Raw genomic sequence first — 13,899 nt, 5'->3', positions numbered from 1 at the left:
GCGCGGCGCGGCGAACGCCGAGGGCCGCCCGCGCGTCGGTATCGTGCCGCCTCGCCGTTATGCGAGAATCGCCGGCAACGACAACTCCAAGCGTCGATCGCGGCGGCCGTCCGCGCATCGCGCCGACTCCCGATGGCTGCCATCCCGTCTCCCTCGACCGCAGTCGATGCCCGCACGCTGACCGATGCGCAGCAGGCGCTGCTCGCGCGTCTGAACGCCTATTCCCCCGACGATCCGGGCGCGCCGCTGCCGTACAGCCGGCGCCTCGCCGAAGCCGAAGGCTGGCCGCATGCCCATGCGCTGGCCGTGATCGACGAATACAAGCGCTTCGCGTTTCTCGCGCAGGCGGCCGGGCACCCGGTCACGCCGTCGGTCGCGGTCGATGCCGCATGGCATTTCCACCTGCAGTACACGCTCGAATACTGGGACGTCTTCTGCGCCGGCGTGCTGCGCACGCGGCTGCATCACATGCCCGGCACGGGTGCGCCGGACGAGGGCGCGGTGTACGCGCAGCGCTATCGCGACACGCTCGACAGCTATCGGCGGTTGTTCGGCTGCGAGCCGCCGGAATCGATCTGGCCGCGCCCCGTCGATCAGCCGGTCGAAGCGCCGGCGCCGCAGGCAGACGAACCGGCCACCGCTGCGCCGCGCCGCACCTGGCGCAACCGGCTGCCGAAACTCGCGTGGCCCGCGGCGGCCGCGAGCGTCGCCGCGACCTGCGCATCGGCGCAGGACTTCAACGTGCTGAACTACACGGGGCCGCAGTTTCTTGCGTTCTACATCCCGGCCTGCGTGGCCGCGCTGCTGCTGATCGCCGGCCTGCACTGGATCGAGTACCGGTGGCGGCGTTGGGGCTGGCGCAGCAGCAAGCCCAAGCGCGACATGTCGGCGACGGAAGCCGCCTATCTGATGGGCGGCGAGTCGCGGGTCGCGCAGGTCGTGACGATGTCGCTCGCGCATGCGGGCGCGATCGACCTGTGGACCGTTCCGAAGCAGGGCGGCTACGTGCAGATCGCCGATGTGACGCGTGCGGGGCGTTACGAGGAAGTCTGTACCTGGCTGAACGGGCAGTCGACCGGCACCGTGCGCTACGGCGTGTTTCGAGAACGGCTCGCGCGGTACGTGCAGGAGGCTGTTGACGGGCTGCACGGACAGGGCTGGTACTGGCTGGTCGGCGAGATGCGTGTATCGCGCATGGCCGCGCGTGCGATCGCGCTGCTCGTGCTCGGTACGGGCGCCGCGAAATTGGCGGTCGGCCTGAGCCGCGGGCGGCCCGTGCTGCTGCTCGCCATCTGCATGGTGGTCTTTGCGATCGCGTACCGTCTGCTCGCGCGGCGCCTGCGAGGCTTCAGGCTGGGCGGCGCGACAGCCGGCGGACAGGCCGCGCTGGTCGCGCGTCGGGTCTCGCACGATGCACGATCGGCGCGCAACGTGCAGGTCGAGCGGAATATCCAGGGCACGCGCGATGCGCCGGGCGACGAGCGCGACGGGGCGGACACGCTGTTATGGACGGCGGCGCTGTTCGGCGCCGGCGCGCTGGCCGGCACCGCGTGGGCCGCATACTCGGGCACGGTGATGGCGCCGTCGCCGCTGGCGAGCGCGATGGCCGCGAAATCGGGCGGAGGGTCATTCGATTCCTCCGACAGCGGCGGCTCGTCGTCAAGCTGTAGTTCGTCGAGTTCGTGCAGCTCCAGCTCGTGCAGTTCGAGCAGTTGCGGCGGATGCTCGTCGAGCTGAGCGCGCCCGGTCATGAAGGCGCGCGCCGGTCCGCGCGCCTTCGTCAATCGATCGCCGCATCTGCGGCGGACGTCTCCTGAATATCGTCGCCGGCTTCGGCTTCCGCTGCGTCGATGATCGTGATCCAGTCGAACGCGGGCATCGCGGCGAGCTGGTCGGCCGTGGCCGCGTACTCCTGCGGTGCGGCTCGCAGGTAACGCAGCCGGTCCGTCCACTCGGGCAATGGGCCGGATGACGTCGTCAGCACGACGCTCAGCAGATCCTGTTCGGCGCGAGCCGCGACGATCCGCAGCGCGGTCTGCACGCGTTCGCCGTCACCGGCGGCGTCGAGGATCAGCACGCCTGGAATCGGTGCTTCGCGCGGCGGTAACTGCACGGCCGTGCCTTGGCGTTCGACACACACCCGGTAAAGCTCGCGATGCAGCGGCAGTTGCGCCTGCAGCGCGTCGCGCTTGCGCACGCGTGCCTGCGCGGTGCAGGCAAGCCGCCGGCGCAGCGCGGGCTGCATGACCAGGCGGTCGATCGCGTCGTCCCACGCGTGCGGGTCGTCGACGGCAAGCAGTACGTCATCGCCGTCGTTCAGGCCGATGCGGATCGCCGGCAGGTCGCTCGCCACGATGGCGATACCGGCGGCCGCGAATTCCTGACGCTGGATCGCGCTGGCCGCGTAGTCATCCGCATCGGTGAGCGGCATCAATGCGATATCCCAGTCCAGTGCGCGCAATTGCTCCGCATACGCGCGGTACGCATCGGACGTAGGCCGGAACTCAGCTGCCGGATGGTCCGCCCAGCCTTCGGGCACATGCGTGCCGAAGAACTGCACGGCGACGCGGCCGGCGTTGCGTGCGCAGACCGCGCGCAGCGCGGCGTCCACGCGCGCGAAATTGACCGGCAGCAGTGCATCGCCCGCGACGCCGATGGTCACGCGGTCATCCGCGCGGGCCGGCACCGGGCGCAGGAACAGGTCGAGATCGACGCTGTCGGGCAGCACGAACACGCGCGGGTTCCACGGCCGGTAGCGGTTCGCGAGATCCGGCGTCGGGACGACGATCGCGCACGCGTTGCCGAGCGCGTACGCGATGCCCGTCCACGCCGGATCGTCCTGCGCTGCGGGCGGCGGGCTGTCGGTCGCGTAGATCACCGGCTTGTCGAATTTGAAGATCGCGCGTAGTCCGTCGAGCGACAGCCGGCCGGGCGTGTGGCGATCGAGCAGCACGGCGTCGGCCGTGGCGATCGCGGTGCCGTCGGTCGTACCCCAGACGAGTTCCCAATCGTTGCCGAGCTGCGCGAACGGCAGTGCGAGGCGGCGCTGCACGGACGCGCCGTCGACCGGATCGAGCGCATACGCGACGAGACGCTTCTTCTGCCACGCACGTAGCGCGTGCGCGCCGCCCGGCGCGGGTGCCGATGCGCGAGCCGGCCGCCGGCCCTGTTCGGCGAGCCACGCGTATAGCGTGCCGTGGCGGGTGCCATCGGCATCGCCGGGCAGCACGTGTACTGCCGCGTTGACATGACGGTAGGTGCGCGCGATCGCGTCCGACGGTACCACCAGTGCATCGGCGCGCCGGATCGCGTCGTGCATCGCGGCAAGCCGGCGCGCGCTGCCTGCAATCGCCTGACCGTCGAGCGCGAGCGCGTCGAGCGGCCGGTCGAGATCGCAGACGACCGGCTTGCCGAGCGCGAACATCTGCTCGAGCGCGGGACCCGACAGCAGGCTCGCGACCGCGCCGTGCAGGACGACGATGTCCGCCCGCTGGAGCGCGTCGAGGTCGATGCCGTTGCTGCCGACGGGAAAGTCGACGGCCCATTCGCGATCGAGCCGGCCGAACGGGGTGCCGAATCGCGCCTGGATGTGCGGATGCGTGGCCGGTTCGGCGCATACGACCGCCATGCGCCGCACCGCATGCACCGCAGCCGGCCGCGCGCTTGAGCCCGGCGAGCCGGGCCGGGCGTCGAGTTCGCTGGCGCGTGCCTGGGTCTTGTCGACGAAGTGTCGCAATTGCTGCCAGAACGTTGCCTCTTCCTCGCGGTAGACGTCGCGCACTTCATGCACGGTCGCCTTCGCGTGCGCGATCTCATGCGGATCGAGCCCCCAGGCGATGCCCTTGCCGCCCATCACCCAGCGTTCCGCGTTCGGCATCGACGCGTCGTTGAGGATGCACACGACCGGGCAGCCGCACAGCAGCGCTTCGAAGGCGATGGTGGACCACTCGTACAGGTACACACATTCCACCCGGCGCAGCAGCTCGGCGAGTTCGTGCGCCGAGCGCTCCGGCACGCGGCCGGAGATCTCGATCGATTCGGCCGTCGCCGGATGCAGGCTGCCGCCGCGGCGAAGGTGGCGGTTCAGGAAGACGGCCGTGCCGCTGCGGGTCGCGTCGTCGACGCCGTCGCAGTGGAAGATGCGCGTATCGACGAGCGGCATTCTCAGCAGGTCGGCCTGCCATCCGTCGGGCACGATCGTCGGCCCGAACGCGAACACGAGATCGGTCGGCGCCAGGTCGATCGGGTTGCCGTTGATGCGGCCGGGCTCCGCGAGCAGGTAGCGCGCGACGCAGCGTGAACCGAACGGATTGCCTTCGACGATCTCGGGATACACGGCAACCGGGCTGCGGCCCGCTTCGAAGTGGGCCTGCGCGATCTCCTGCGTCAGCAACGGCGTGCGCAGCCCCGGGTGCACTTCCGTGGTCTTGAGGTAGGCCTCGCAGCCGAGCAGGTTCAGCGCGTGGCACAGGTAGTGCATCGCGCGCACGCCGCCCGACGTCTGCTTGTAGCCAGGCGCGGTGAGGTAGTACGGATGGCCGAGCGGCGCGAAGATGCGGGGCGAGTCGTTCATGGGACGAATGGCGAAAGGCGCGATGAAGGGCGACGGATGGCCGGCGGCCGGTTATGCGCCGGCCCGGTAGAAGTCGGATACCACTTCGATGACGCGATCCTGCTCCGCTTCGCTCATCGCGTGGTACAGCGGCAGGCGCACGAGCCGGTCGGCGACATTGTCGGTGACCTGCATGCCGGAGCCGCACCGGCCGTAGCGCAAACCCGCCGGCGAACTGTGCAGCGGCACGTAATGGAATACGGCGAATACGCCCGCGTCGCGGATCCGTTCGAGCAGCGCCGTGCGCTCGGCGAGGTTGCGCGTGAGGAGATAGAACAGGTGGCCGTTGCCCTGCTCGCTCAGCGGCGTGGCGGGCAGCGTGATGTGCCCGGCGTCGTGCAGCGGCCGCAGCGCATCTTCATAGCGTTTCACGGTCGCGCGTCGCTGCGCGGTGATCACGTCCGCGTGCTCGAACTGCGCATACAGGAACGCGGCGATCAGCTCGCCCGGCAGATAGGACGAACCGACGTCGACCCAGGTGTACTTGTCCACGTGGCCGCGGAAGAACTGGCTGCGGTTCGTGCCCTTCTCGCGGACGATTTCCGCGCGCTCGACGAGGCGTTCGTCGTTGACGAGCAGCGCACCGCCTTCGCCGGCGATCACGTTCTTGGTCTCATGGAAGCTGAGACATGCGAGATGGCCGATGCTGCCGAGCGGCTTGCCCTTCCAGGTCGACTGGATCGCCTGCGCGGCGTCCTCGACGACCCACAGCCGGTAATCGGCCGCGAGGTGCGAGATCGTGTCCATGTCGCACGACACGCCCGCGTAGTGAACCGGGACGATCGCGCGCGTGCGCTCGGTGATCGCGGCCGCGACGAGCTGCTCGTCGAGGTTCAGCGTATCGGGACGGATGTCGACGAAGACGGGCGTCGCGCCGCGCAACGCGAACGCGTTGGCGGTCGACACGAACGTGTAGGACGGCATGATCACCTCGTCGCCCGGGCCGACGTCGGTGAGGATCGCGGCCATCTCCAGCGCGGCCGTGCAAGAGTGCGTGAGCAGCGCGCGATGACAGCCGATGCGCGTTTCAAGCCACTGGTGACACAGCTTCGTGAACGCCTGGTCGCCGGCGAGTCCGCCCTGTTCGACCGCTTTCGCGATGTAGTAGAGCTCCTTGCCGACGATGAACGGCCGGCCGAACGGAATGCGATCGAGATTGGGAGGAGCGAACATGACGGGACTCCGCGGGGGCATATGAGGGGCGACGGGCGACGGGCGGCGGCTCGCGCGAGGGCGCGCTCAGCCGTCCTTCCTGACGAGCAGCGTGAATTCGTACAGCCCGTAGTCGTGCAGCAACGCGACGTGCCGCGAGTAGCGGCGCTTGCAGCGATCGAACAGCGCGCACGGATCGGCGTAGTACAGCCGTTCGGGACGCATGAACGGCGGATCGGAATACGACGTCAGGCAGTTGAACGAGAAGCCGAGGCGGCTCGTCGCGTGCAGCACGTCGAGCGTCGCGTGGATGTAGTCGAGCCACGTCTCGTCGTCGTGGCCGCGATGGACGTTGAAGATGCCCGACGCAATGCCGTAGTCGGCGGTCGCCAGCGGCGCGTCGCCGACGTGAAACGACACGTTGGCGCGGTCGCGATAACGTTGCCGCGCCGCGTCGACCATCTCGGGCGACACGTCGTTGCCCGCATAGACGTGACGACGCCCCGCCGTGTGCTCGTCGAGAAAATCCACCAGCGCGCCGTAGCCGCAGCCGATATCGTTGACCGAAAAGCCGTGGGCATCGGGCGCGACGATTTTCGTCAGCTGTGCGAATCGCAGCCGCTGGCCGTCCTCGCCGTTCCAGTCCACGCCGCGCGCGGTCTGTCCGTGCTCGGCCAGGCGCGCGCCGTAATAGGCGGCGACGTCTGCCAGCAGGCTCGAGTGTCGGGAATCGTGCATCGCGTGGTCCTCAGGTTCGGCCGGTCACGACATGCCGGCGCGCATCCGGGCCGCAATGAAACAGCACGTCGAGCACCGTCACGCCGTGAACGAACTCGCCCCACAGCTGCGCGTAGGGGGGATACGCCGGATAGTCGAACCAGCGCACCGCGACGCGTTCGGCCGCGAACCGGCTCTCGTCGAGGTAGTCGCGCGCGGCGGGGCCCGACAGGTATTCAGTCGCCCCGGCCTGGAGACAGAGGTTCAGCAGCTTGTCGGTGCGGTCGCCTTCCAGCGTGTAATCGGACGACGACGAAATGCGCGTGGCGATGCCCAGCTGCTGGTTGATCCATGCCAGCATCGCAAGGTTCAGCGCGCTCAACGTGTCGTGCCGGCCGTTCAGGTAAAGCGCTTCGAGCTGTTCCGCATATCGGGCGAAATGCGGCGCACGCGCGTAGTTCTGCCGCAATCGCGTCCAGTGCTGCTCCGCCCATTGCGTACCGTCGATCTCGGTGTCGCGGATGCTCTGGTGATAGCGGCCTTTCACCTTGACCGGCACGGTCAGCCACTGCACGCCCTGCGGCGTCTTGATCTGGTTGCGGTTGCGCCAGTCGCGCCGCGTGTACTGCGCGTCGTCGTACAGGATGAATTCATCGGTCGCGGCGATCAGGTCGAAGTAGCCCTTCCAAGGGATGTAGTTCGACTGGACGATCGCGATGCGCTTCGGCTGCGGATTCATGTCGCTCAGGCCGGGATGTGACCGTACCGGTACATGTCGACGAGTTCGGGCGGAATGCCCCAGTCCGTCGCGCCGAGCCGGTCGTGCAGCGCTTCGAGATCCGCGCGGCTCGCGCGTTCGAGCTGTTCGACCATGCGATTGCGCGCGGGGACGAAGTCGTGCTGGTACGCCGCGTTGATCTGGTGGCGGACCGTCTTGGCGATCGCCGCTTCGCGCGACAGGTTGCGGATCAACGGCCGCTCCGGCGCGAGGTCCGCGTAACGCGGATCGATCGGCTGGCCGCGCATCGCCGCGACGAGGTCGCGGCACAGGACCGGCGACAGGTGAAAGCCGTCGCGCTTGGTGCCGCCCAGAATCCACAGGTCGCGCACGCTGGTTGCGCCGATCAGCGGATAGAGATCGGACGTCGTCGGCCGCCAGCCGACGTTGACGTTGACGAGGTTCGCGCGCGAGAAACGCGTGTTGATCTGGTCCATCGCGGATTTGAGCAACGTGTACGCGCTGCCTGCATGCCCGTGCTCGTGCGGCACCGGGCTGATGTAGTTGCTGGCGCCGACGAGCGTGCGGTCGGGGCCGTACGGTGCCGAATAGACGCCGCATGCGAGGCCGCGATTGGTCGTGCGCACGCAGTGCGTGTGCACGTTCTCGCTGCTCTGGAGTTCGATCGACATGCCGATGCCGTAGAACAGCCGTTGCACCGGCAACTCCGGCAGGCTCGCCTGCAGCACGCGCGTCAGGTTCGCGCCGTTGCAGAGCACGAAGCGGTCGGCCTCGACCGTCGAGCCGTCGCTCAGCCGGGCGCCGGTCACGCGCCCGCTCGCGACGTCGATACGCTCGACTTCGGCGGAAACGAACGTGACATGGCCGGCCGCGGCCACGCTGGCCTGGAGCGCATCGAGAAACTGTTTCGGGTTCGTCCAGCCTTCGCGCCTCAGATACACCGCGTTCAGTGCGCGGAACTGCGGATGCGGGTGATAGTTCGGAATGCTGGCCGGATCGACGGCCTCGCACGGCTCCTCGAATTCGCGACAGAAGCGTCGCATCGCCGCGAAGTTCTCGTCGTCGAGCGCGTCGGTGGCCGCGTTGTTGAGCACGTAGGTACCGAAGCCGTGCGCGACCGCGTGCGCCGGCGTGCAGATCTCGGCGAACACGTCGGGCCAGGCGGCGGTCGCCGCGCGGCTCAGTTCGAACTTGAAGCGGTCGAGCGGCGTGCCGAGCGAATCGCCTTCCAGTTCGGTGAACGAGTTGAGCATCGCGGCAGCCGCACGCGTCGCCGAACCCGGGCGCTGCGCGGGACCGACGACGACGAGCTCGATACCCGGCTCGGCGCGCTGCCAGGCACGGGCCGTCATCAGCCCGAGGATGCCGTTGCCGAGGATCGCGATCTTCATGGGCGCACCCCGCCGCCTTCCGGGAACGTCAGATAGCACAACGACGGATACGACTTCGCCTTGTGGATCCGGTGCGGGTACTTGCCGAGCAGCTCGCGCACGTAGTGGATCCCTTCGGCCGGCGTCTGGCCGCCGCGCGTGAGTTGCCAGAACGCGACCACGCCGCCCGGCACGAGCCGCTTCATCACGGTCTCGAACGCATGGCGCGTCGGCCCCGGCACATTCAGGTCGAACCACGCGAGCGCGACCGGCTCGCCGGGATGCGCTTCCTCGTAGGCGGCGAGCGTTTCGCGGCAGTCGCCTTCCCATACGTGGTGCTTGCCGTTCACGTGGCCCATCGCGTTGTTGCGTTCGTGCAGCGACAGCAGGTTGCGCAACAGGTCCGCGTAGTCGCCGGCGAGCGAGTACGTGCCGTCGGAGAACAGCTTGCGATCGCGCGAATCGTTGTCGGAGAAGCCCGCGTAACCGGTGAACGTATCGAATGCGTGGATCCGGCGCTGGAAATTCAGCGGCTCGAGGATCGCGCGGAAGTTCTCGCACAGCACGGCGGTCTGCCCACGCCAGGTGCCGAGGTCGAGGATCGAGCCGGGCAACGGCACGATCTGCTCGTAGACCTCGAACGTCGCGAGAATCCGCGCGAGCAGCGAGCCGCGCACGAACAGGCCGAGCGAGCGTTCGAGTTCCTCTTGCGTCGCAGGATAGGTCTGCATCAGGTCGAACAGTTCGCGCCGCGCGGCGAGCTGGTCGTCGTTCGAGTTGGAGATGATTGAGGACTCGTGCATACACATGGCTCCAGGCGCTGAGGGTGGATTCGAGGGCATCCCCAGCCGCGGGCCGGCAAGCGGCTTGCGCCCTGCGCGATCGTCCGCGCGGTGGACGCCTCCAAGTCTGTGCCCGAGTCTATCGATCCGCGCCCGGATCGAATGGCGGATTAGCGGGCCGTTTCACCCCGCATTTCGACGGATGCCGCCGCGTCGGGCGGCCGGGCGGGCGCGACATCCGCCTGCTGCGGCAACGACGCAAACCGTTACGCGATGCGGCCCGGCGCGATCCGGCACCGATACGAGGCCGCGCGTCGAGGCCGGAATTCCGCGCTCCTATTGGCCGAACCGCAACCTTGACCGGCGTCAAGCGGCCGCCCGTGCGGTCACATGAAAAGCGACCAAATCCGGCACCTGCTCCGCCGATTGGAACGGCGTGCGCGCGCCGAGAATGCTGGCATGTCGAAGGCCGTCCGCCCGCATGCCGCCCGGCATCTTCCGGTGCGTGCCTTCGCGATCACGTGCCGGCCTGCGCGCCGGTGCGCGCGCCCCTATCGAACCCAGGCTGGCTTACCACGATGACTGATCTCACGCTGCCCGACTCCCCCGTCGCCACGATCGAAGCGGCGCTGGCGCTGCACCAGGCCGACCGACTCGAAGAAGCCGAGACGCTGTACCGGCAACTCCTCGACGCCGACCCGCGGCACGCGGACGCGCTGCACCTGCTCGGCCTGATCGGTCACCAGTACGGGCGCTATCAGGAGGCGTCCGAACTGATCATGGCGGCGATCGAGATCAAGCCCGACGGGATCTACTACTACAACCTCGGCAACGTGATGCAGGCGCACAACCGCCCGGCCGCGGCGGCCGAGTGCTTCCGTCTCGCGATCGAGCTGCGGCCCAATTACATCGACGCGTACAACAACCTCGGCAACGCGCAGCGGCTCGCGGGCAACGCGCGCGCGGCCGTCGAAGCGTTCTGCCAGGCGATCGCGCTGCAGCCCGACCACGGACAGGCGTACAACAATCTCGGCAACGCGCTGCTCGACCTGAACGAGATCCCGGCCGCGCTCGAGGCGTACCAGCACGCGGTCGCGCTGCGTCCCGAGCTGCCCGAGCCGCGCAGCAACCTGCTGTTCGCGTATCACTACAGCGATGCGTTCGACCAGCGCGCGTATCTCGACGAAGCGGCCCGCTTCGACGCGCTCGTCACCGGCCGCGCGCAGCCGTGGTCGACGTGGCTCGTCGACCTGACCGCGCGCATCGGCCGGCCGCTGCGCGTCGGCATCGTGTCGGGCGACCTGAAGTCGCACCCGGTCGGCTATTTCATCGAAGGGATGCTCGCGCACCTGAACGGCGCGCGCATCGAACTGCATGCGTATCCGACGCGCGACGTCGAGGACGACGTCACAGCGCGCCTCAAGCAGCGCTGCGCGTCGTGGACCAGCCTCGCGGGCATCGGTGACGAAGCCGCGGCCGCGCGGATTCGCGACGATCGCATCGACGTGCTGATCGACGCGTCGGGCCACACGATCCACAACCGCCTGCCGCTGTTCGCATGGAAGCCCGCGCCGCTGCAGGTGAGCTGGCCCGGCTATTTCGCGAGTACCGGCATGCGCGCGATCGACTACGTGCTCGGCGACCGCTACGTGATGCCGGCCGACGAGGCCGCGCATTTCGTCGAACGCGCGTGGCATCTGCCCGACAGCTACCTGTGCTTCACGCCGCCGGCCGTCGAGCTCGACGCCGGCCCGTTGCCGATGCTCGCGAACGGTTATCCGACCTTCGGCTATTTCGGCAAGCTCGCGAAGCTCACCGACCGCGTGATCGCGGTGTGGTCGCGCGTGCTGGCCGACGTGCCGAAAGCGAAGCTGTTCGTGAAGGCGCCGCATCTCGACGACCCGCGCGAGCAGGACGCGCTGCAGGCCCGCTTCGCGGCGCACGGCATCGGCGCGGCGCGCCTGGTGTTCGAAGGCCGCTCGCCGCGCGACGAATACCTCGCCGCGTACCGGCGCGTCGACCTGATGCTGAGCCCGTTCCCGTACCCGGGCGGCACGACGACGGCCGAAGCGCTGTGGATGGGCGTGCCGGTGCTCGGCCGCCGCGGCGCACGGTTCCTGTCGCACATCTGCGAAAGCCTGCTGCACGCGGCGCGCCTGCCGGAATGGATCGCCGACGACGATGACGACGCATACGTCGCGAAAGCCGTCGCGTTCGCACGCAACCCGGCCGAGCTGGCCGTGCTGCGCACGACGCTGCGCGCGCAGGTGCTCGCCGCGCCGCTGTGCGACGCGCCCCGCTTCGCGCGCCATTTCGAGGACGCGCTGCACGCGATGTGGGCGCGCCACGTCGAGGCCGCGCCGGGAGCCGCATCGTGAACGGCCAGTCGGTCCTCATCACCGGCGGCGCGGGCTTTCTCGGCTCGCACCTGTGCGAGCGCCTCGTCGGCGCCGGCTACGACGTGATGTGCGTCGACAACTTCTACACGGGCAGCAAGCACAACGTCGCGCACCTGATGGGGCACGTCAATTTCGAGCTGATCCGCCACGACGTGTGGCTGCCGCTCTACGTCGAAGCCGACCGCGTGTTCAACATGGCGTGCCCGGCGAGCCCGGTGCATTACCAGAGCGATCCCGTATCGACGGTGAAGACGGCCGTGCTTGGCGCGATCAACATGCTCGGCCTCGCGAAGCGCTGCGGCGCGCGCATTTTGCAGGCGTCGACGAGCGAGGTGTACGGCGACGCGCAGCAACATCCGCAGCAGGAAAGCTACTGGGGCAACGTCAATCCGAACGGGCCGCGCGCGTGCTACGACGAAGGCAAGCGCTGCGCCGAGACGCTGTTCTTCGACTATCACCGGCAGCACGGCGTCGACATCCGCGTGGTGCGGATCTTCAACACCTACGGCCCGCGCATGCGCGCCGACGACGGGCGCGTCGTGTCGAACTTCATCATGCAGGCGCTGCGCGGCGAACCGATCACGCTCTACGGCGACGGCAGCCAGACGCGCTCGTTCTGCTACGTCGACGATCTCGTCGAAGGCCTGCTGCGCATGATGGACCAGGACGACGACACCGGCCCGATGAACCTCGGCAACCCGAGCGAGATCACGATCCGCGAGCTGGCCGAATGCGTGCTGCGGCTCACGGGCTCGAAAAGCCGCATCGAATATCGCCCGCTGCCGGCCGACGATCCGCTGCAGCGCCGCCCCGACATCGGCCGCGCGCGCCAGCGCCTCGACTGGCAGCCCGGCATCGCGCTCGAGGACGGCCTGAAGGAAACGATCGCCTATTTCCGCAAACAGGTGAATGCATGAACCCCGAACTGATCGACGCCACCTGCCCCGCCTGCGCGCACACCGTTGCCGCACCGTTCTTCTCGGCCGGCGAGCGCACGCTCGCGACGCTCGCCTGGCCTGCGTCCGCCGAAGCGGCGCGCCGGCTGCCGCGCCATGCGCTCGACTTCGTCCAGTGCCCGCGCTGCTCGCACGTGTGGAACCACCGCTTCAGCTACGACGCGATTCCGTATCAGAGCAACCCGAACCGGATGTTCAACAGCGGCGGGATCTGGAAAGGCCATCTCGCCGCCACGCGCGACCTGCTGCTCGGTGCGCTGCCGGCCGAACCGGCCGTCGTCGAGATCGGCTGCGGCGAAGGGCATTTCGTGCGCGGGCTCGCCGAGGCGAGCCGCGGCGGCCGCTTTGCCGGCTTCGATCCGAATGCGAGCGCGGGCACCGGCCACGGCATCGAGTTCCATGCGCGGCTGTTCGAGCCGCTCGCGGACATGCCGGCCTTCCGGCCCGATGCGATCGTCATCCGCCACGTGCTCGAACACCTGACCGAACCCGCGAAGCTCGTCGAGCAGCTCGCATGGGGCGCGGCGAGCCAGCCGAACGCCTGCTGGCTGTTCGCGGAAGTGCCGTGCATCGACCGCGTATTCGAAACCGAGCGCCTCGCCGATTTCTTCTACGAGCACGTGTCGCAATTCACGACGGAGTCGTTCCGCACGCTGATGGCGCGCGCGGGCGAGGTCGTCACGCTCGCGCACGGCTACGACGGCGAAGTCGTCTATGCGCTGGTGCGGCTCGGCGTGCCCGCGCAGGCGCGCGAACGCGCCGATGCGTCGACTCGGTTCGCGGCCCGCACGGTCGAGCACCGTGTGGCGATCGCGGGGCAGCTCGCCGCGCTGGCCGAATCGGGGCGGCGCGTCGCGATCTGGGGCGGCACCGGCAAGGCCGCCGCGTTCATCCACCACTTCGACGCCGATGCCGCGCGCTTTCCGCTCGTCGTCGATTCCGATCCCGACAAGGTCGGCACCTACGTGCCGGGCACGGGCCAGAAGATCGAATTCCGCGACGCGCTGAAAGCGGCGCCGGCCGACGTGATCATCATCCCGACGCAATGGCGCGCACGCGACATCGTCGCCGAGATGTCGCGCGAAGGGATCGCGGCCGCGACCGTGATGATCGAGCACGAAGGCCGGCTGATCGACTTCGGGCGCGAACCGCATCCGTATTGAGCGGCACAC

The 13,899-nt window shown here is 68.8% G+C and carries 10 protein-coding genes; 4 read left to right on the top strand and 6 right to left on the bottom strand.

The window, feature by feature from the left end:
• Positions 1-132 precede the first annotated feature (132 nt).
• Positions 133-1,737 (top strand): TIGR04222 domain-containing membrane protein, encoded by a 1,605-nt coding sequence (locus HWX87_RS20985; protein ID WP_176048992.1) that lies wholly within the window; start codon positions 133-135, stop codon positions 1,735-1,737.
• Between the two features lie 43 nt (positions 1,738-1,780).
• On the opposite strand, the gene HWX87_RS20980 is transcribed toward HWX87_RS20985, so the two are convergent.
• The 6 genes from HWX87_RS20980 to HWX87_RS20955 form a co-directional block, all read right to left on the bottom strand.
• Positions 1,781-4,573, bottom strand: a complete 2,793-nt coding sequence (locus HWX87_RS20980; protein ID WP_176048990.1) for a glycosyltransferase — start codon at positions 4,571-4,573, stop codon at positions 1,781-1,783.
• 51 nt (positions 4,574-4,624) lie between these two features.
• Positions 4,625-5,785, bottom strand: a complete 1,161-nt coding sequence (gene rffA, locus HWX87_RS20975; protein ID WP_176048988.1) for a dTDP-4-amino-4,6-dideoxygalactose transaminase — start codon at positions 5,783-5,785, stop codon at positions 4,625-4,627.
• Between the two features lie 66 nt (positions 5,786-5,851).
• Positions 5,852-6,502, bottom strand: a complete 651-nt coding sequence (locus HWX87_RS20970) for a class I SAM-dependent methyltransferase (RefSeq protein WP_176048987.1) — start codon at positions 6,500-6,502, stop codon at positions 5,852-5,854.
• A gap of 10 nt (positions 6,503-6,512) precedes the next feature.
• Positions 6,513-7,220 carry a WbqC family protein gene (locus HWX87_RS20965; RefSeq protein WP_176048985.1) on the bottom strand — a complete coding sequence of 236 codons (708 nt, stop codon included), beginning with the start codon at positions 7,218-7,220 and terminating at the stop codon, positions 6,513-6,515.
• A 5-nt stretch (positions 7,221-7,225) separates the two neighbouring features.
• The gene (locus HWX87_RS20960) at positions 7,226-8,611 is read right to left on the bottom strand and encodes an FAD-binding oxidoreductase (protein WP_176048983.1); all 1,386 of its coding nucleotides are present in this window, start codon (positions 8,609-8,611) and stop codon (positions 7,226-7,228) included.
• Positions 8,608-9,393: a class I SAM-dependent methyltransferase gene (locus HWX87_RS20955; RefSeq protein WP_176048982.1), complete on the bottom strand. Its 786-nt coding sequence runs from the start codon at positions 9,391-9,393 to the stop codon at positions 8,608-8,610. Before HWX87_RS20955 ends, HWX87_RS20960 begins: the two co-directional genes overlap by 4 nt.
• 557 nt (positions 9,394-9,950) lie before the next feature.
• On the opposite strand from HWX87_RS20955, the gene HWX87_RS20950 reads away from it, so the two are divergent.
• From HWX87_RS20950 to HWX87_RS20940, 3 genes are read left to right on the top strand one after another with little or no spacing between them, the layout of a single operon-like run.
• The gene (locus HWX87_RS20950) at positions 9,951-11,750 is read left to right on the top strand and encodes a tetratricopeptide repeat protein (protein ID WP_176048980.1); all 1,800 of its coding nucleotides are present in this window, start codon (positions 9,951-9,953) and stop codon (positions 11,748-11,750) included.
• On the top strand, positions 11,747-12,688 hold the full coding sequence (locus HWX87_RS20945) for a UDP-glucuronic acid decarboxylase family protein (protein ID WP_176048978.1): 942 nt from the start codon (positions 11,747-11,749) through the stop codon (positions 12,686-12,688). The genes HWX87_RS20950 and HWX87_RS20945 overlap by 4 nt, the downstream gene beginning before the upstream one ends.
• A complete protein-coding gene (locus HWX87_RS20940) occupies positions 12,685-13,890 on the top strand; it encodes a class I SAM-dependent methyltransferase (protein WP_176048976.1) in 1,206 nt (401 codons plus the stop codon). The genes HWX87_RS20945 and HWX87_RS20940 overlap by 4 nt, the downstream gene beginning before the upstream one ends.
• Positions 13,891-13,899 lie beyond the last annotated feature (9 nt).

This window comes from Burkholderia sp. BCC1644 (assembly GCF_902833225.1).
GTDB lineage: Bacteria > Pseudomonadota > Gammaproteobacteria > Burkholderiales > Burkholderiaceae > Burkholderia.
Note: the sequence above shows the minus strand (reverse complement) of the source record. Positions and strands in the feature narration are given on the sequence as shown.